The sequence below is a fragment of the Sphingobacterium sp. LZ7M1 genome (assembly GCF_024296865.1).
Classification (GTDB): Bacteria; Bacteroidota; Bacteroidia; order Sphingobacteriales; family Sphingobacteriaceae; genus Sphingobacterium.
The window spans coordinates 400,559-420,417 of record NZ_CP101134.1 but is presented as its reverse complement, the minus strand read 5'-3'; the positions used below and the strand labels follow the sequence as shown (position 1 = coordinate 420,417).

Genomic DNA, 19,859 nt, shown 5'->3' with positions numbered 1-19,859 from the left:
GCTCTATATCATTACAAATTAACATTCAATTGATATTTCAATAATCTTTTTTTAGTAAATTAGCTTCCTTATGAAAGCAATATATTGCATATTAATTTTAATTGTTTTATCTGGTTGTGCTCATTCGCAATCAAACAATACTGCTAAAACTATGGATCAAAACAAAAAATACAACGAATTAACTCCCGAAGAACAATATGTAATCCTCAATAAAGGAACAGAAAGGCCATTTACTGGTCAACTTCTGAATAACAAAGAAAAGGGAACTTATGTTTGTAAACGATGTGATGCTCCATTATACCATTCGGAAGATAAATTTGAATCCCATTGTGGATGGCCAAGTTTTGATGATGAAATTCCAGGTGCTGTAAAAAGAGAAACTGATGCGGATGGTAGAAGGACCGAGATCCTTTGTGCTGCCTGTGGTGCCCACTTGGGCCATGTTTTTGAAGGCGAAGGATTCACCTCCAAAAACACTAGGCACTGTGTCAATTCTATTTCAATGAAGTTTGTTCCAGCGTCTCCTCAGAAATAACCGAGGAACCTCGAACCAATAGCTCACTAGGGATTACAATTTTCTGTAATTCTTTGTTTTTCCCCTTAATCTCATTTAATAGGGTATGGATTAGTTCATTTGCTATGGCAGATGTATCCTGAGTTACCACGCTGATGCCTGGCTCATACAGCTTAAACAGAGTGTGGTCATCGAACGCCACCATATTTGGCAACTTCATACTATACTTTTTCACTGCTTTTAGACCATCAATGGCCAGATAGTTAGTTGCAAATAAAACAGCATCTAAATTATTGGCACTGATAAATTCATGGATTTGATCTATTGAAGAATCTTCGTTTTCATCTATCTTCACTTTTTTAATGAACGCTTGTTGTTGGAACTCGTCAATTGCTTTCATATAGCCATCTAGACGGTCTCGCATCTGGGTTTGATTAGAATACAATGAAACAAAGCCAACTCGTTTATTATTCTGGTTTTCCAATAAGTGCCTAGTTGCGTCAAATGCTCCATTAAAATTGTCCAATACCACATAATGGGTCTCTAATTGAGGGATATAGCGGTCAAAAAGTACCAATGGCACATTGTTCTTGATTAAATTGGAAAGCGTATCATCCAATCCTTCTGGAGGTGTAATGATATACCCATCAACTTGTCTATCATAAAATAATTGGATTAATTCCCTCGCTTTGGTCTCATCATTATCCATACTACAATAAATAATATGATAACCATTGTCATAGGCAATCCTTTCTATATACTTGGCGACATTGGAAAAGAAGGGATTGGAAATGTCTTCAACGATCAAACCTAAAATCTTGGATTGACCAGTCCTCAAACTCTGGGCTAATTGGTTGGGCTTATACCCCACTTTTTTCACATAGTCCAAAACCCGCTTTGTCAAACCCTCACTGATCCTTTTTTCCTTAGCCTTACCATTTAATATAAATGATACAGTCGTTACGGATACCCCAAGGTTCTTTGCAATGTCACTAATTAAAATTCGTTTTCTCATGTTAGGTTAATAAAATGCAATTCAAAATCTATCAAATATATAAACTCGGCTAAATTTTAGCAAATTTATGCTAAAGATTTTGCTAAAAATTTGGCTAAAAGGGTTTATTAGGTTTAAAAACGTACATTTGTTATTGTACACTATTTATAACGACATTTATGAAATTACATTATAAATCATTTGCAATTATTTTTGCAACAGGATTACTGTCTCTTCCTGTAACCAAAGTCGCCGCTCAGCAATATACAAAATATGTTGACCCTTTTATCGGAACGGGTGGTCATGGTCACACTTTCCCAGGTGCTACTGTCCCCTTTTCTTTAGTGCAGCTATCTCCTGATAATGGAAAGAATGGTTGGGACTGGGTGAGTGGCTACCATTTCAGTGCAGATTCCATCGCTGGATTCAGCCATATGCACCTCAGCGGAACGGGTATCGGCGATTGGCTGGATATTGCCATCATGCCCTTAAATCAACCTGTCAACAAAAAAGACTTCGATACCCGAATAAAATTCTCGCACAATAATGAAAAAGCTAGCCCGGGATATTACGAAGTGAGATTAGACAACGGGATACAAGCTAGACTAACATCTACTGAACGCGTAGGACTACACAACTACACTTTCCCAAAAAACACCGAACCAACCATCAGATTAGACCTGGGTCATGCCTATAACTGGGATAGACCAATGGATACCGAAATCAAGATCTTAAATGACAGTACGGCAATTGGTAAAAGGTATTCTTATGGCTGGGCGAATCAACAGCATATTTATTTTGCAATCCGCTTCAATAAACCATTTAACTCTTATTTATTGAATGGAAACAAAACCAATGAAAAACAGATTTCTCAACTCAACAATTCAAGACAAGGCCCGGTTAATGCAGTAAATGCACAATTTATTTTCCAAAAGATAGATCAAGTGGATCTCAAGGTTGCTCTTTCAACCTCATCAGCAGAAAAAGCAGTGGATGCTCTAAATGAAATACCGAATTGGGATTTTAACCAGGTGAAATCGAATGCCGAAAACCAATGGGAAAAAGAATTAGGAAAAATCAAGGTAGAATCTACCGATGAAACTTTGAAAAAAATCTTTTATTCCGCATTATACCATACTGCTGTTTCCCCAACCCTTTATTCAGATCAGGATGGTGAATACAAGAACTACAAAGGGGAATTTCATAAAATGAATAATGCCGGCCAACGTTACACATTATTTTCACTTTGGGACACCTTCCGTGCATTAAAACCCTTACTAACTATCACGCAATCTGAACGCTATACAGATATGATGAACAGCATGTTAGCTTTCTATGATGAAAATGGATTGCTCCCGGTTTGGGACCTTAGCACATTTGAAACCAATACAATGACTGGCTATCATGCTGTCCCTGTACTTGCAGATGCTGTATTAAAAGATATCCCAGGAATCGATCAGGAAAAAGCGTTTAAGGCAATGCTAGCAAGTGCTAATCAAAAAATTAGGGAAGTCCCTGATTATATTGAATATGGATATGTTCCGCAAGATGTAAACGGCGGATCAGTGACATCAACGCTGGAATACGCATTTGATGATTATTGCATTTCCTTGGTTGCCAAAAAACTAGGAAAGAAAAAGGAGTTTGAAGAATACACTAAACGCGCTAAGAATTACATCCACCTTTTCGATCCTAACTCTGGTTTTATGCGGGCAAAATTGAAAAACGGAAAATTCGTTGAACCCTTTGATCCGTTCTATTCAGAACATGAATTCTCAAAAAGCCAATATATCGAAGGAAATGCTTGGCAACACTCCTTCTTTGTCCCTCATGACGTTAGGGGGTTAGCTAAATTGTTTCCTAAAAAGGATGGTCTAGACAAGATGTTGGACACCTTATTCACTGCCCCATCCTATATGACTGGAGAAAACCAATCACCTGATGCAAGTGGCTTTATCGGTCAATACGCTCATGGAAACGAACCGAGCCATCATATTGCCTACATGCATTCCTACCTAGGGAAACCATGGAAAACACAGGAAAAAGTTAGAGCCATTATAGATTCCATGTACCATGAAAGGCCAGATGGATATGCAGGAAATGAAGATGCAGGTCAAATGAGCGCTTGGGCAGTTTGGTCGATGATGGGCTTATACCCTGCTTCTCCTGTAAATGGAGAATATGTATTCGGAAGTCCAGCCCTTGACAAATCTGATATTACAATGCCAAATGGCAAAACATTCAGCATTATTGCCAAAAACAACTCTAAAAAGAATATTTATATCAAATCCATTACTCTGAATGGAAAACCATACAAAAAGACCTATATCACCCATAAGGACATGTTAAAGGGCGGAACTTTGGAATTCCAGATGAGCGATGTCCCGAATCAAAAATTTGGAACAAAAAAGAAATCTTTACCTACTTCAATGGAAAATTAAACAAAACCAAAAATATTACGTTTTGTCATATATTGGCCTTGGGTACACTTATTGTTACTTAAGGGAAAGGAGAAGAAAAAATGGAAGAATTAAACAACAATATTAACATCAAGGACATACAAGACGACAGCAACAATCAAGACTTTTACAAAAACTTTAAAGATAAATTGATTGAGGTAGAACAGTTTCCGACCATCTATACTTTCAAATTCATCGTAAAATCGGATTCTGACCAAGCTGAAAAGGTTAAAGGATTGTTCACTCATGCCTCAGCTAAGTTTTCAGAGAAAAAATCATCAGGAGGAAAATACACTTCGATTTCAATCGAAAACTATGTAAACAATGCCGACGAAGTAATCAACTATTACAAAAAAGTGGGGGAAATCCCTGGTGTAATGATGTTATAAGTAAAATACTAAAACAGAAGAGGGTGTCAAATTGACACCCTTTTTCTATTCTTTCAACTCTTGGATAGCTCTTTCAACAGCGACAGGGTCTTTCAGATTAACCCCTCTTTTTTTCATAGAAATATAAAAATTACCTGGAATAATAACATATCGATATAGTATGTAGCTGCTCATGGAAATTGTTGGCCCACCATCATAAGCCATCCTCATAATTACCAATTCCCTCAATTTGGGGTGAAATGTAATGGTCGACATCCTATTTATCGCATAACTTGTATATGGCAGTGGGTAAGCACCTTGACCATAATCCAAGTAAACCAAAATAGCAGAATTTGCTAAAACCTCTTTGGTTAATTGTGGTTCATAAATATGAGCAGCCCTAACCCTTGTATTGTCAAATGCTGTATCCACCATGCGGACCACATTTCTCCAACCTGAATACATAATCTTAACATTGGCTTTTAAATTTGTTCCAACTCCCCATCCAGTACTTGTCTTTGGGCCATATAAAACCATTTGAGCCGTGTTAAAATAAAAATCGCCTACAGCACCCAATGTTACCGCGGGAATTGTAGTACCTGAAAGAAATTGAGAACCATTTTTCCCGTCGCTCCCATTAGTTCCATTAGTTCCGTTCTTGCCATCAGCACCTTTCAACTTCGTAGGACTTCCCCAACCTGAGCTAGCCTTAGGCCCATATAAGTCTCCAGTCGTTGTTCTAAAATAAAAATCACCATTCTTTCCCAAACTCGTAGCTGGAACTGCAGTACCACTGTAAATCATAGATCCATCAGCTCCTTTTGCTCCAGTTACACCTTTGTCGCCCTTATCTCCTTTTGCTCCTTCAGGACCCATTTCACCCTGATCACCCTTCTTACATGAACCTGCCCCGAAAATAATGAAGGCCAGTAAAATCATTAATAATTTAGTTTTCATAATCTTTTGTTTAAAATCATCATATATTATTGGATGACCTAAACTACTTGTTAATGCAAACTTAAATTATCAATAATGAGTAAATCCCAGTGCAGATTGAGTGAACAATTTATTCTAATGAGGGATTAAATCATAAGCTGTTTAAACATAAATCATCAAATCAATTTAAAGTCAAGGTATTCAACCCTTCCTTCACTTTAAATTCCTTAACCACTTTCCCAAAACGAACTTTAATCTTTTCTGCAGCTTTTGCTTGTACAGTTAAAGAAATAATCCTATTATTTTCCCATTTAAAACTAACTTTTTTGTCTCCCCTAGTTTTTATCCCATCTACCGAACCAGACTTCCAAGAAACAGGAACTGCTGGCAAAAGATGAATTTCACCATTTTGGGATTGAACTAGCATTTCAGCAAAGCCAGCCGCACCACCAAAATTCCCGTCAATCTGGAACGGTGGATGGGTACTGAACAAATTAGGAAGGCAGGTTTTCCCGATCAGTTCCTTTAAATGTTTATTAGCTTGTTCTCCATCATATAATCGGGCATAAAAATTGACAATCCATGCTTTACTCCAACCAGTATGCCCACCTCCTGAGGTAAGTCTGTTTTCAATCGTTTTCTTGGCAGCCTCAAATAATTTAGGGTCATTAGGGTTAATGGAATTCCCGGGATATAAACCCAACAAATGCGACATATGCCTATGTCCAGGCTCCACTTCATCATAATCATGGATCCACTCCTGGATTCCGCCATTTTTCCCAACTCGGATTGGAGGCAATTGCTTCCTCACTTCTTTAATCCGTGCCAGCAGTTCTTTGTCCTCCTTCAATAATTTGGCAGCCTCTTCGAAATTATCAAACAGCTCCAAAATGATTTCTATATCTATGGTACTCATATAAGATAATTGAGACCTGACTTCTTTGCCATCAACCATGGTCTTAAACTCATTTTCAGGAGAGTGAGAAGGATTCGTCACTAAATACCCCTCAGGTGACTTGATCAAGAAATCTAAAACCCATAACAAGGAACCTCTAAGAATAGGATAAGCCACATTCTTCAGGTATGTCCTATCTTGACTGAAAGCAAAATGACGATAAACCGGGAATGTCATCCATGGACCAGCCATCGGCGAGACTCCCCATACGCCATCAGCCACCCCTGTTCTTCCAAATGGGTCAGTCAAGTGGTGGATCGTCCAACCTCGGGCGGCATACATTTCCTTTGCTGTTCTTTCTCCCGGTTTCATTAATTCTTTCATGAAATTCGCCAATATCACACTAGTTTCTCCTAAATCGCCTGATTCCGCAGGCCAATAGTTCATTTGCAGATTGATATTGGTATGAAAATCAGAGTTCCAGGGTGCTTCATATTCCTGGTTCCAAATACCTTGCAAATTGGCAGGCAATCGGCCGGGTGAACGACTTGAAGACATCAAAAGATATCTACCATATTGATAAAATAGTACCGGTAAGCCAAAATCTTCCTGCCCTCCCGAAAAAGCCTTCAACCTTTGGTCTGTAGGGAAATTTGACTCCCCAGATGAATTTATAGCTACTTTAACTCTTTCAAACATGGAACGATGCTCATGAACATGACTTCGATAGTAGTCTTGCGTCTGATCAGCCTGAATATGGTTCAATTTAGATTGAATTATTGATTTCAGGTTCTTTTCTCCTGTAAAGCTAAGTTCCTCCAATTCATAATCCGTGATTCCGGTATAGACCAATTCAAGCTTTTTTACATCTTTAAATCGAATGCCTGACCCCGTATCATCACTGAACACTTCATATTCCCCTTCGATACTCTTGACCATAAGTCCAGCTGCAAATTGCATATGTGATCCGGCAGGTCCAGCATCCTTTTTGACTGAATCTTGAATCTGTCCAGTATAATAGGCTCCATTCTTCCATGTCCCATATTCATTCACATCTCGACTTCTATCAAGCTTTACAGTAAACGAAATTGCTGCTCTTGACTCCCATTTCAGAAACAATGCATCCCCAACAGAAGGGATATAGGAAGTTTGTGTTATTTTATTAGAATGGATTGTAAATGCTGTGCGATGAACTCCTTCATTTAGATTAAGGACTCTTGAATATTCCTCTACCTTATCTTTCCCCCAATCGTATTCCACTCTTACATTTCCCAAAGGCTGATAGGATCGGATCCTAGCAGGAGTGCCAACCATATATTTTGTTGCCAACTCCTTAGCCAAATCGAATTGATTTCTAAATATGGCATCTTGGATTTCCTTCAAGTGCGAGGCAGATTCTGGGTTATTGTTATTGATTGGGCTTCCTGCCCATAGGCTCTCCTCATTCATCTGGAACAGCTCATGATCATATCGACCATGAACCATCGCCCCAAGACGACCATTACCCAATGGCAATGCTTCTGTCCACTTGACAGCTGGTTGTTGATACCATAACTTTAGATCAGACTCCTGACCGATCAGAAAACAAGGAAATAATAAAAGGATTAGGTTTAGTAGGTTTTTCATTTCATGAATTTACAATTTTGACCTAAGACTAAAAAACAAAAGACATTGGACTTGTTGTAAGTTTCAAGTCTAATGTCTTTTCGCTTCTGGCCGTATATCAAAAAAGAAAGAGAGCAACTTGCATTGCTCTCTTTTCCTATATTATTCGCCTTGCGGCTTATTTTCTTGTTTTGGCTTATCTTCTCTTGGAGGACGAGGCAACAAAACTTTACGAGAAAGCTTCATTTTTCCTTGTTTGTCCACATCCAAAAGTTTTACAGTCACCATATCACCTTCTTTGAATACACCGTCCATAGTCTCAAGACGTTTCCAGTCAATTTCAGAAATATGTAATAATCCGTCTTTACCTGGCATGATTTCAACGAATGCACCAAATGGCATGATTGATTTCACTTTACCTTCGTAGATTTCACCAATTTCTGGTTTAGCAACAATCGCTTTGATTCTTGCCAATGCAGCATCGATGGCTTCTTTATTGTCAGCAAAGATTTGAACCACACCTTTATTGTCAACTTCTTCAATTGAAATAGTGGCACCAGTCTCACGTTGCATTTCTTGGATAATTTTACCACCTGGTCCAATTACAGCACCGATAAATTCCTTATCGATTAAGATTTGGATGATACGTGGAGCATGTGGTTTGTAGTCCTCACGTGGAGCAGAAATAGTCTTAGCCATTTCACCCAAGATATGTAGACGAGCTTCTTTCGCTTGATCTAATGCCTGAGTCAAAACTTCCCATTTAAGACCATTGATCTTAAGGTCCATCTGACATCCTACAATACCTTTTTCAGTACCTGTAACTTTAAAGTCCATATCGCCTAAGTGATCTTCATCACCTAAGATATCCGAAAGGATCGCATATTTACCTGTTTTCTCATCAGTGATCAATCCCATTGCAATTCCTGAAACTGGAGCAGCAATCTTAACACCGGCATCCATTAATGCTAATGTACCAGCACATACGGTTGCCATTGATGATGAACCATTTGATTCTAAGATATCAGAAACAACACGGATAGTATAAGGATTGTCTTCTGTAGGAAGAACTTGTTTCAATGAACGCATCGCTAAGTTCCCGTGTCCAACTTCACGACGACCTGGACCTCTATTTGGTCTTACCTCGCCAGTTGAAAATCCTGGGAAATTATAGTGTAAGATGAATTTATTATACCCATGGAAGAAAGCTCCATCGATCATTTGCTCATCATCTTTAGCGCCCAATGTCACTGAAGTCAATGATTGTGTTTCACCACGTGTAAATACCGCTGATCCGTGAGCAGCTGGCAAATAATCTACCTCTGTCCAGATAGGACGTACAGTACGAACATCACGACCATCTAAACGAATTCCTTCATCTAATACAAGATTACGAACTGCGTCATATTGAACATCGTGGTAATACTTCTTCATCAAGAATTCTGTATCCTCATCGATTTCATCACCCATAGTTTCAAAGAATGATTGACCAATCTCTGCGAACTTCTCTGTACGTTCATGCTTGCTAGATTTTGATTTAGCAACTTCATAAACTTTCTCATAAGTAGCTGCATAGATTGCATCTTTCAATTCTGGATTAGAAGGCTCATGGTTGAAATCACGTTTTTCTTGTGATCCTACTAAATTTGCCAATTCAATCTGTCCAGCAACTTGTTTTTTGATAGCTTCATGAGCAAAAGCAATAGCTTCTACCATTTCAGTTTCCGAAATTTCTTTCGCTTCTCCTTCTACCATCACGATGTCTTGTGCAGAACCCGCAACAATAAATTCCAAAGATGCTTTCTCCAATGCTGAAACAGTCGGGTTGATCACCAACTCTCCTTCAATCTTCGCAACACGAACCTCTGAAATAGGTCCATTAAATGGAATATCAGATACAGCAATAGCTGCTGATGCTGCTAAACCTGCCAATGCATCTGGCATAATTTCTTTGTCCGCAGAAATTAAGCTTACCATAACCTGCGTATCAGCATGGTAAGTTTCTGGGAACAATGGACGTAAAGCCCTATCGATTAAACGTGAAATCAAAACCTCATAATCTGAAAGTCTTGCCTCACGACGTAAAAATCCTCCTGGAATACGACCTGTAGCCGCATATTTCTCTTGGTAGTCTACTGATAATGGGAGAAAATCAGCACCTGCTTTAGGTTCTTTTGACGACACCACGGTCGCTAGCAACATCGTTGCTCCTTGTTTCAAAACTACTGATCCATCAGCCTGTTTAGCTAACTTACCAGTCGACAATTCAATGGGAGCTAGTCCGCCACCCATCTCAATTGTTACTTTCTTTTCGTTATAACTCATTGTTTTTTCTTTGTGATGCATTTGCGTCATTTTACATGCACCAAATTAATATTGACCTTTTTAATCGCACAAAGGTAATTAAAAATTCATTGCCGAGTCATCAACGGCCAAAATTTTAGAATCTCAGCCCATTCATTATAAGCGTGGTGCAATTTTATTAATTCAAAATAAAAAAAGGGACCCTGAATATTCAGGGTCCCTTTTAAAAGCTCTTTACAGATTGCTTATTTGATGATATCACGTAAGCCTAATGCTTTGATGATAGCACGGTATCTTTCGATATCCTTTTTGTACAAATAAGCTAATAATGAACGACGCTTACCTACTAATTTTTGTAGGGAACGTTGTGTGTTAAAATCTTTTCTGTTTGATTTCAAGTGCCCAGTTAAGTGAGCAATTCTTTTTGTAAATAAAGCTACTTGTCCTTCTGCAGAACCTGTGTTTTCAGCTGCTCCTGCAAATTCTTGGAAGATATCAGCTTTGTACTCTTTACTTAAATACATTTCGTGAATAATATTAAAGCGTTAAAAATTTTATTAATTGCGTGCAAAGTTAACATCTTCTTACCGAAACAAAAAATTTATTGTTCTTTTATTGATGCTTCTATTGCTCAGTAACTTAGAATTATACTTTAATGTAGATTTTCTTTTGATCTAACCAGTAACAAATTGCCCACATAACGACCAGAAAACATAATGAATAGGCAAACGAACCGATTTCGGGTATTCCTGGAATCTGTGCACATACATTTTTATAGAACCAGGTTAATGGACTACCGAATGTAGTCTCGCCAAGGTCGTTCACTCCCATCGGAATACGGATTAAACCCAAGGTCTTCGGCAACAGCCCACTTAAAACAAAGATAAAAAGTGGATTTTTCCCAAACACATCAAAGAATCGTGTCAACCAATTCTTAACTCCCTGCACTTCTATATACCAGATCATGGTTCCAATTGTCAGAATTCCTAGGCCAGTGGTATATAAAACATATGAACTTGTCCAGATCTTTTTATTGATTGGAAATCCTAATGACCAGGTCCATGCCAAGACCAATAGAATAAACCCGGTTACAAACATCCCAGACAACAGCTTAAAATGTGGTTCATTGGTCTGTGGTACCTTTGTCCATAACCAATCTACTTGACCCTGCTTTTTGATAAACACTCCAGCTAAATAACCGAATACCACCTGAACAACAGCGGGCATAGCACTCATTAATCCTTCTGGATCAAATGGCACACCCTCTCCTTTGTACATATGGGCCACCCCAAGAATTTGCTTGTCTATCGCAGTACCAAACCATCCTTCTAATGAATAAGGATCTCCTGTTCCCAAAAAGGCGCATAATCCCCAATAACCTAAAAGGATCGCCGCTGATATAAATATTAAAGTTCTAGGTTTAAAATAATAAGCCAAAATTGAGGCAAAGAAATAAGCAATGGCAATTCGCTGCAGTACTCCTAAAATCCGAACTCCCTGTTCAGGATTACTGCTATTTACCCATTCCCTAAATTGTAGAACCCCATCAGACCAATGGACAAATGGAAACCAGTTCAATCCCAATCCAATCAAAAAGATCAATATCGTCCGCTTGATCACTTTCTTCCAAAATATGCCATCGCCAGCCTCCTGTAATCTCGGGATCACAAATGACATCGCATTTCCTACTGCAAATAGAAAAAAAGGAAAAACCAAATCCGTAGGGGTACAACCATGCCAAGGCGCATGCTTTAATGGAGCAAACATATGCGACCAGGTCCCCGGGTTGTTAACCAAAATCATTAAGGCAACTGTCGCTCCCCTAAAGACATCTAATGAATAATAGCGCTGTTTCATAATTTATATTCTCCCGAAGTTACAATTAAACCCACATAAAAATGCAATGCAAATACTTTTAATTAGCCAAACAGGCATAAAAACGCATAAAACATCGCTACTTTGCTATATTTTCCGATAAATATGACAACACTTATTAATTTTTTTAAAAAGTATTTGTTTGTTAATTTCTTTTTATCATAACTTTACGAAAGTATTAAATAATCAATTTTAACTTTGGATAGCCTTAAATTATCAATACTAAAGCGGTTATATTTTTCCAATCCGCAATCGATTGCAGAACTTAGTGCGTCGATTGGGAAAAGTGTGCCCAATATTACCAATGCCGTAAATAAATTATTGCAACTAAACCTGATCGAACAAGACGGCCTAGCCCCTTCCACAGGCGGTAGACGTGCTGCTCAATTTGTACCAAACGAAAAACATCTCCCTTTAATTCTATCCATTGCTATTGACCAATTCTATACTTCAGTAGTCGTTGTTGACTTTAAAAACCAATATAAAACTGCAATAAACACTGAAGTGATCGACCTAAGAGAGGACGATGCTTATGAAAAAATTATTGCACTGACTAAAAACACAATCAAACAAACCGACGCTTATCAAATTTATGGAATCGGTGTAACCATTCCTGGATTTGTAGATAGCAAAACTGGCAAAAACAATTCTTATAGTAGCAATTCCCCGTTCTACGACCTGAAAACTAACATTCAAAAAGAATTTAATTTGCCGACTTTTGTGGAAAATGACTCTTCCGCAATTGCAATTGCAGAACATAAATTTGGATCTGCAAAATCCATTGAAGATGTCATGGTGGTCAACCTCAATTGGGGTGTTGGACTAGGAATGATCCTGGACAACGAACTCTACCGTGGACATTCTGGATTTGCAGGTGAGTTCAGTCACATCCCTCTTTCTGACTCAAACAAACTTTGTTCTTGTGGTAAAAAAGGCTGCCTAGAAGTTGATGCTTCCCTATTGGCTGCCGTAGAATCTGCATCTAACTCTCTAAAATCCGGCGAGGCATCCTCGCTACAAGCTGTTTTCAAACAACAAAAATACCTGACTGGTGACCAACTTTTAACTGCTGCCATACATGGAGATCAACTCGCCATGGAAGCGGTCAATAAAATTGGATATATGTTAGGAAAAGGTATAGCAACCCTAATCCATATCATCAACCCTGAATTGGTGTTGATATCTGGACGTGGTGCAAAAGCCAAGGATGTACTGTTGCCTAAAATTCAAAGCGCAGTATTGGAGTTTAGTATCAAAAGATTATCACAAAACACAAAAATTGAATTCTCTAACACAGAAAACATACAATTATTGGGTTCAACATGCATCTGCATCTTGAACGCAGACAAAAACATCTATAAAACACAATTAATAGACTAATTACTTAAAACATCAACAAATGAGCAATTTTTACTCAAAATGTTGCAGTATAACCTTAGTTATGCTTTTCAGCTTATCTTCGTTATTTGCACAACAAACTGTTACGGGGAGAGTAACAGATCCTAATGGAGCAGGTCTTCCAGGAGTGAGTGTGTCTGTTGTTGGAACAAACAAAGCAGCTCAATCCAACATGGATGGAAACTACTCCATCGAAGCCAATAATGGCCAAAAACTACGCTTCACCAGCGTAGGCTATCAAACACAAGAAGTGAATGTTACTTCTTCCACCTTAAATGTAACCATGCAGGAAGATGCTGGTAACATAGATGAAGTCGTGGTAACTGCCATGGGTATCAAAAGAGCACCTAAGGAATTAGGTTATGCTATGAGTACCGTAGAAGCAAAAGAATTGACCAAAACAGGATCACCTAACTTTGCAGGTGCATTATATGGTAAAGCGCCAGGTGTTCGTATTTCTGCAGCTCCAGGTGGTGCTACTTCTGGTATTAACATCAATATCCGTGGGGTCAACTCGATCACCGGTAACTCTCAGCCATTAATTATTATTGATGGTGTTCCAATGAGAACTACTACCTTCAATAACTCTAATTACTGGGGTGACCAAAGAGCAAGAGGTAACGGATTAGAAGACCTAAACCCTGAAGATATCGAATCCATCACTGTGCTTAAAGGTGCTTCTGCAGCCGCATTATATGGTTCCGAAGCATTAAATGGGGTAGTTATGGTGACGACTAAATCTGGTAAAGGTGGAGAAGGCGTTGCAATCGACTTTAATGCAACATATACCCATGACCAAATTGCCTACTTACCTCGCTTTCAAGATGTGAGAGGTCCTGGTTATACAACTCAATATGCTGATGCAGGCCAAGGCGAAGACATGTTCTTCTATTATGGTGATGATCTAGCAGTTGATGGTGTAAAAAGAGGTCTTTTAGGGGCAACAATTAACTTTGGTCCTAAATTCGACGGCCAACCTGTTGTTTCTTGGGATGGTAAAGTTAGACCTTATGTAGCGCAAAATTCATATGGCAAACTATTCAACAACCCAAATAATACCATCTTCAACTTAGCCCTATCGCATACAAGTGATAAAGCAAACACAAGGTTCTCGTTGACTAGACAAGACAACGAAATGACCGCACTTTCTTCATACAACAAGAAGAACATCGCTAGTATCAATTCAACTATGAAATTCTGGGATAAATTGACCACAGATATCGTAGTAAACTATGTTAATCAACATACCCACAACAGACCATTCTTGACAGACCGTCTTGTAAACAACTTTACAGGTATGATCTCGACCTTCGATAACCCAGAGTGGTATTTGGACAGATACAGCACTAGCCTTGGCTATAAATATGTAACTGGTTCTAACCAAAGTTTGACACCTGGAGAAAACCTAAGACACAATGGCTACAAAGCTGACGTATTAGACTTCATGTGGAATAACTTGGCTAGACAATATGATGAATACTCAAACAGGGTGATCGGATCATTTACCAACACTTGGCAAGTAACACAAGACTTCTCTATCCGCGGTAGATTCTCTGCAGATATGACGAACTTAAAAACAGATGATAAACAACCAAACGAAATTCCGGTAGCATTCGGACAGTCTGGATACTATGCATCTAATAATACGACTGCAAATATTTACTACACCGACTTATTGGCTTCATACAGCAAGCAAATCACCGAAGATGTAAAATTAGGTGCAATGCTTGGTTATACAGCTACTAAATTGAATACTACGAATTTATCAGCAAATACCGACGGTGGATTATCTGTTAGAAATTGGTATGATATCAGTGCGTCTAACAATATTTCAAGAGGTAACTCAACAAAATTGAACTCTTTACGTGATGCTACTTTCGGAACCATCAACTTTAACTTTAAAGATTTCTGGTTTGTAGAAGGTACATTAAGAAGAGAGCAAATTTCTCAAATGCACCCTGATAACAACGTTTTATACTACCCTTCCGTAAACACCAGTATTATCTTAAATGAAGCATTCCAAATGCCTGAATTCTTCAATTATGCTAAATTAAGAGGTTCATATGGTATCGTGGGTAAATACCCTGATATCTATTTAAGTGCCTTAAGTTATTCCCAAGCTACTTTGGGTAATCAAGGAACGGATGCATCAGTATTGTATACCCAGATCCCAACTTCTTCTTTCGGTAATGAAAAAATCAAACCTGAAAACAAACACGAATTGGAAATCGGTTTAGAAACAAGATTGTTCAATAACAAATTAGGTTTAGACATTACCTATTATAACGGTAAAATCGTTGACCAGATCTTAAACTATACCCTTCCTTATTCTACAGGTTCTAACTCAATCCTAGCAAACGTAGGTACATTGAGAAACACAGGTTACGAATTTGCATTAAACGGAGCTCCTATTTCAAATGATAACTTCAAATGGAACTCTATCTTAAACTTTGCCTTCAACCGCAATAAGGTAGAAGCTCTTCCTGGTGGTGCTTCCCAATTAATGTTAGCAGATTACGATGGTTCTGCAGCAAGATTAGTTGCTAACGTAGGTCAATCTATGGGTGACATCATGGTACACCCTTATGTGTATGATGCAAGTGGTAAAAAGATTGTTAATGATAATGGTCTTTATCAATTAGATCCAGATGAGTGGGTTAAAGCGGGTAATGCAATGCCAAAAGTAACAGGTGGTTTCATCAATACTTTTACTTACAAAAACATCACTTTAGATGCATTGATCGACTTCCGTTGGGGCGGACATGCCATGCCTACTGGTATCAACTGGATGAAATCTCGTGGTCTATTGGAAGAAACCCTTACAGCAATGGATGCTGAGCACGGTGGTCTAAGCTACTATATCAAAGATGGTAAAGGTATTGCAACAACTGGAAACGCTGGCCCTGCTGGTGAAAAAGTATTCCACGATGGTATGGTAATGGACGGCGTTTTAGCAGATGGTTCTCCAAATACCAATATCATTTCTCAAGCATTCTACTACGCTCAAACCTACAACTGGGGAGGTCCTCAATACTCTAACTCAAACTACGGTTTGTATGTTCAGAAAAACAATTACATCAAATTAAGAGAACTTTCTTTGGGTTATAGATTACCTGCTTCTGTAGCAAAAAGCTTAAGAGCTAAAAACCTTCAGATCTCTGCATTTGCAAGAAACCTATTCTTCATTTATAGATCAATGAAAGATTTAGATCCTGAACAAATGACAGGTGGTTCTTATTGGGTAAACAACGTTACTAATGCGGGTACTTCTCCTGCAACTAGAACTTATGGTTTCATGTTACGTGCAAGCTTCTAAAATTATGAAAACAAACAAATTATTGGTGATCGCGGGATTAATGGCTGCATCACTAGCAACGATAACCTCTTGTAAAAAAGAGTCCTTTGATGCTGAATATCGGAACCCTTCTAAAGTAACGAGTTCAACCATCGAAAAACAATATACAGGTGTACAATATGGCTATATCGAACTAGTCGTTCCAACCTATAGAAATTACTTTGTAACTCTTTCTCCAACCATTCACCGTTATCTACAAACGATTGGCTGGGCAAACACCACTGATCAATTAACGCCAGGTATGGCCGCAATTAACGATCGTTGGGAAAGATACTATAGAGGATTGGCACAGTTCAGGGAATTTGAAAAAGTGTACAACGCTAGCCCTGATGATGAAAAGGCAATGAAGAAAATCTTCTTATTGACTGCAAAGGTCTTTTTCTATGACCTAACGCAACAACAAGTGGATTTACATGGCGATATTCCATGGTCTCAAGCTGGTATGTTAAGTACAAATGGTGGTGATTATACCATCTCCTACTCAAAATTTGACAAGGCTGCAGATATCTATACTGCTATGTTAGACGATTTAAAATCTATCAGTACTGAGTTGAGCACTTATACCCTTCCAGCAGCAGTAGTTAGTTCTTTCAAGACTCAAGACTTGGTTAACTCCGGAAATGTAGACTTGTGGAAAAAATACTGTAACTCCTTAAGATTACGTATGCTGACTCGCGTTGGAAAAGCTTCACAGTTTTCTGCTAGAGCTACCCAAGAAATCAATGAAATATTAGGTAATCCAACAAAATTCCCTGTCCTAGCATCGAATGCAGATAATATCCAAATTGATATCTTCAACAATGCCTCAGATGTGAATGCAAGAGGATTTAGGGATGCAATTGAAAGCTGGAACAACAATATTGCTGGAAAAGTAATGATTGACCACATGTTAAACAATGCAGATCCAAGACTTCCATTTATGTTTGAACCAGGCGCTGGTGCTAATGGAGCTTTCATCGGTCTAGATCAATCGCTAACAAGTGCTGTTCAATCATCACAGATTGCTGGAACACCTGCTAACCCGAGTAAGATTGCCATCTATAACAGATCTACTTATTCTCGCAACCAGAACTTCCCTGGTATCTTGATCACGGCTTCAGAAGTTGATTTCTTGAAAGCAGAAAATCAATTGAACAGTGGAAACGCGACAGCAGCAAAAGCTAGTTTTGAAAAAGCGATCAAAGAATCCATTGAACTACAGGTTTCCTTGAGAAACATCAGTAATGATGGAACCGTAGCAAAACCTACTGCTCCAACTACTGCTCAGACAACAGCTTATATCAATAAAATCGGATGGGGAACAAACAACCTCCAATTGATCGCTATGCAAAAATGGTTACACTTCAACATTATCCAATCTGTAGAAAACTGGTCGGAGGTGAGAAGATTAAACTACCCAACTTTTGCATTCCGTGTTGAAACTTCAGATTTCCAAAAAACAGTTCCTGTAAAATGGAATATGGTTCAAGATGAAATCACGTACAATCAAGAAAACTACAACGCTATCAAAGATCAAGACAACGTTAATACAAAATTATTCTGGGATGTAAATTAATGCCCAAACTAATTATTATTTGAAAAGCCACTTCGCGTGGCTTTTCTTTTATCAACCCCCTAAACTTAATACCAATGAAGAGATCAACATTATTTACCGCAGCTTTCCTCCTTGCTTCATCCCTTTCTTTTGGCCAAGCGCACAACGTCTCCGCGGGTTATCAAAAACCTACTGATCAACAGGTCATCCAGAATCTGGAGCAGTGGCAGGACATGAAGTTTGGGCTCTTTATGCACTGGGGAACCTACAGCCAATGGGGAATCGTGGAAAGTTGGAGTATTTGCCCTGAAGATGAAGGCTGGACCCAACGTAAACCCGAACACGGAAAAACCTATTTTGAATATGTAAAAAATTACGAAAACCTACAGAAGTCCTTTAACCCTGTAGATTTCAATCCCCAAAAATGGGCTGATGCAGCAAAAGCTGCCGGAATGAAATATGTCGTATTTACAACCAAACACCACGATGGCTTCGCCATGTTTGACACCAAAGAGTCCGATTACAAAATCACTTCCAAGAATACCCCGTTCTCTAGTAACCCAAAGGCCAATGTCACCAAAGAAATTTTCAATTCCTTCCGAAATGAAGGTTTCAAAATAGGAGCCTATTTCTCCAAACCTGATTGGCACACAGAACACTATTGGTGGCCTTATTTCCCACCAAAAGACAGAAATGTAAATTACGACCCTACTAAATATCCAGAACGCTGGAACAATTTCAAAAACTACACCTACAACCAGATCAATGAACTGACCTCCGAATATGGAAAAGTTGACATCCTATGGCTTGATGGGGGCTGGGTCAGACCCTTCAGTACCATTGACCAATCCGTGGACTGGCAACGCGGCATCAAGGTCGAACAGGACATCGATATGGACCGTATCGGTGGAATGGCAAGAAAAAATCAACCTGGGATCATTGTAGTAGACCGGACTGTTCCCGGAAAATGGGAGAATTACGTGACACCGGAGCAGGCTATTCCTGAACATCCACTAGATATTCCTTGGGAAAGCTGTATCACCATGGGAAATTCTTTCTCTTATGTCCCTAATGACCAATATAAGCCTACAAAAAAGATTGTAGAAACCTTAGTCAAGATTATTTCTCGAGGTGGCAACTACCTGATGAACATTGCTCCTGGACCTAATGGAGACTTTGACCAGGCTGCATACGATCGCCTTAAGGAATTGGCAAAATGGGTGCAGATCAATGAGTCTGCAATTTACGCTACAAGAAGTGTTGCTCCATATCATGAAAATGAATATTACTACACCCGTAGCAAAGACAATAAAACCATTAACGTTTTCCACTTGTCCGAAGGCGAAAAATACAGTGCTCCAACCTCTTTCTCATTCCAAATCCCTGCCAACAGTAAAATTAAGGCAGTGAAAATCCTAGGCCATAATGGAAAAGCAAAATGGAATCTAAAGGAAAACATACTCACTGTACAGAATTCAGCCAAAAATCTAGATTATGCGACAGCCATTCAAGTCAGCTTAAGATAACCACTATCTGATTACAATTTCTTATCTTAAATACTGGATAAGAAATTGTAATCTAAATTGAAATCAATGCGTATGAAAACCTCCTATATAATCCTC

The 19,859-nt window shown here is 38.7% G+C and carries 13 protein-coding genes; 7 read left to right on the top strand and 6 right to left on the bottom strand.

Annotated elements, in window-relative coordinates:
* Nucleotides 1-70 precede the first annotated feature (70 nt).
* Nucleotides 71-535, top strand: a complete 465-nt coding sequence (locus NMK93_RS01815; RefSeq protein ID WP_185211318.1) for a methionine-R-sulfoxide reductase — start codon at nucleotides 71-73, stop codon at nucleotides 533-535.
* Here the strand turns inward: NMK93_RS01815 and NMK93_RS01810 are convergent.
* Nucleotides 495-1,529 (bottom strand): LacI family DNA-binding transcriptional regulator, encoded by a 1,035-nt coding sequence (locus NMK93_RS01810; protein ID WP_185211319.1) that lies wholly within the window; start codon nucleotides 1,527-1,529, stop codon nucleotides 495-497. The two genes, NMK93_RS01815 and NMK93_RS01810, sit on opposite strands and share 41 nt — an antisense overlap.
* Nucleotides 1,530-1,687: 158 nt before the next feature.
* On the opposite strand from NMK93_RS01810, the gene NMK93_RS01805 reads away from it, so the two are divergent.
* Both NMK93_RS01805 and NMK93_RS01800 read left to right on the top strand, forming a co-directional pair.
* Complete coding sequence (locus NMK93_RS01805) at nucleotides 1,688-3,949, top strand: GH92 family glycosyl hydrolase (protein WP_254526548.1); 2,262 nt, start codon at nucleotides 1,688-1,690, stop codon at nucleotides 3,947-3,949.
* 80 nt (nucleotides 3,950-4,029) lie between these two features.
* Complete coding sequence (locus NMK93_RS01800) at nucleotides 4,030-4,356, top strand: DUF493 domain-containing protein (protein ID WP_093100599.1); 327 nt, start codon at nucleotides 4,030-4,032, stop codon at nucleotides 4,354-4,356.
* 45 nt (nucleotides 4,357-4,401) lie between these two features.
* On the opposite strand, the gene NMK93_RS01795 is transcribed toward NMK93_RS01800, so the two are convergent.
* The 5 genes from NMK93_RS01795 to NMK93_RS01775 all read right to left on the bottom strand — a co-directional run bounded on the left by NMK93_RS01795 (nucleotide 4,402) and on the right by NMK93_RS01775 (nucleotide 11,932).
* Nucleotides 4,402-5,292 (bottom strand): hypothetical protein, encoded by an 891-nt coding sequence (locus tag NMK93_RS01795; RefSeq protein WP_254526549.1) that lies wholly within the window; start codon nucleotides 5,290-5,292, stop codon nucleotides 4,402-4,404.
* A 160-nt stretch (nucleotides 5,293-5,452) separates the two neighbouring features.
* A complete protein-coding gene (locus NMK93_RS01790) occupies nucleotides 5,453-7,792 on the bottom strand; it encodes a glycoside hydrolase N-terminal domain-containing protein (RefSeq protein ID WP_254526550.1) in 2,340 nt (779 codons plus the stop codon).
* A gap of 141 nt (nucleotides 7,793-7,933) precedes the next feature.
* Nucleotides 7,934-10,096: a polyribonucleotide nucleotidyltransferase gene (gene pnp, locus NMK93_RS01785; RefSeq protein WP_185211322.1), complete on the bottom strand. Its 2,163-nt coding sequence runs from the start codon at nucleotides 10,094-10,096 to the stop codon at nucleotides 7,934-7,936.
* A 224-nt stretch (nucleotides 10,097-10,320) separates the two neighbouring features.
* Nucleotides 10,321-10,599, bottom strand: a complete 279-nt coding sequence (gene rpsO, locus NMK93_RS01780) for a 30S ribosomal protein S15 (RefSeq protein ID WP_093100604.1) — start codon at nucleotides 10,597-10,599, stop codon at nucleotides 10,321-10,323.
* Between the two features lie 121 nt (nucleotides 10,600-10,720).
* Complete coding sequence (locus tag NMK93_RS01775; protein ID WP_254526551.1) at nucleotides 10,721-11,932, bottom strand: acyltransferase family protein; 1,212 nt, start codon at nucleotides 11,930-11,932, stop codon at nucleotides 10,721-10,723.
* Nucleotides 11,933-12,148: 216 nt separating this feature from the next.
* Here NMK93_RS01775 and NMK93_RS01770 point away from each other — a divergent pair, with 216 nt between their 5' ends.
* The 4 genes from NMK93_RS01770 to NMK93_RS01755 all read left to right on the top strand — a co-directional run bounded on the left by NMK93_RS01770 (nucleotide 12,149) and on the right by NMK93_RS01755 (nucleotide 19,763).
* Nucleotides 12,149-13,330: an ROK family transcriptional regulator gene (locus tag NMK93_RS01770; protein WP_185215886.1), complete on the top strand. Its 1,182-nt coding sequence runs from the start codon at nucleotides 12,149-12,151 to the stop codon at nucleotides 13,328-13,330.
* 19 nt (nucleotides 13,331-13,349) lie between these two features.
* Nucleotides 13,350-16,664, top strand: coding sequence for a SusC/RagA family TonB-linked outer membrane protein (locus NMK93_RS01765; RefSeq protein WP_214649436.1), 3,315 nt, complete (start codon nucleotides 13,350-13,352; stop codon nucleotides 16,662-16,664).
* Between the two features lie 4 nt (nucleotides 16,665-16,668).
* Nucleotides 16,669-18,258, top strand: a complete 1,590-nt coding sequence (locus tag NMK93_RS01760) for a SusD/RagB family nutrient-binding outer membrane lipoprotein (protein ID WP_254526552.1) — start codon at nucleotides 16,669-16,671, stop codon at nucleotides 18,256-18,258.
* A gap of 74 nt (nucleotides 18,259-18,332) precedes the next feature.
* Nucleotides 18,333-19,763 (top strand): alpha-L-fucosidase, encoded by a 1,431-nt coding sequence (locus tag NMK93_RS01755; RefSeq protein WP_254526553.1) that lies wholly within the window; start codon nucleotides 18,333-18,335, stop codon nucleotides 19,761-19,763.
* Nucleotides 19,764-19,859 lie beyond the last annotated feature (96 nt).

Coding starts and splice junctions, on each gene's coding strand:
- rpsO (WP_093100604.1), bottom strand. CDS start 10,599: ATGTATTTAAGTAAAGAGTACAAAGCTGATATCTTCCAAGAATTTGCA.
- NMK93_RS01805 (WP_254526548.1), top strand. CDS start 1,688: ATGAAATTACATTATAAATCATTTGCAATTATTTTTGCAACAGGATTA.
- NMK93_RS01800 (WP_093100599.1), top strand. CDS start 4,030: ATGGAAGAATTAAACAACAATATTAACATCAAGGACATACAAGACGAC.
- NMK93_RS01810 (WP_185211319.1), bottom strand. CDS start 1,529: ATGAGAAAACGAATTTTAATTAGTGACATTGCAAAGAACCTTGGGGTA.
- pnp (WP_185211322.1), bottom strand. CDS start 10,096: ATGAGTTATAACGAAAAGAAAGTAACAATTGAGATGGGTGGCGGACTA.
- NMK93_RS01755 (WP_254526553.1), top strand. CDS start 18,333: ATGAAGAGATCAACATTATTTACCGCAGCTTTCCTCCTTGCTTCATCC.
- NMK93_RS01760 (WP_254526552.1), top strand. CDS start 16,669: ATGAAAACAAACAAATTATTGGTGATCGCGGGATTAATGGCTGCATCA.
- NMK93_RS01815 (WP_185211318.1), top strand. CDS start 71: ATGAAAGCAATATATTGCATATTAATTTTAATTGTTTTATCTGGTTGT.
- NMK93_RS01775 (WP_254526551.1), bottom strand. CDS start 11,932: ATGAAACAGCGCTATTATTCATTAGATGTCTTTAGGGGAGCGACAGTT.
- NMK93_RS01795 (WP_254526549.1), bottom strand. CDS start 5,292: ATGAAAACTAAATTATTAATGATTTTACTGGCCTTCATTATTTTCGGG.
- NMK93_RS01790 (WP_254526550.1), bottom strand. CDS start 7,792: ATGAAAAACCTACTAAACCTAATCCTTTTATTATTTCCTTGTTTTCTG.
- NMK93_RS01765 (WP_214649436.1), top strand. CDS start 13,350: ATGAGCAATTTTTACTCAAAATGTTGCAGTATAACCTTAGTTATGCTT.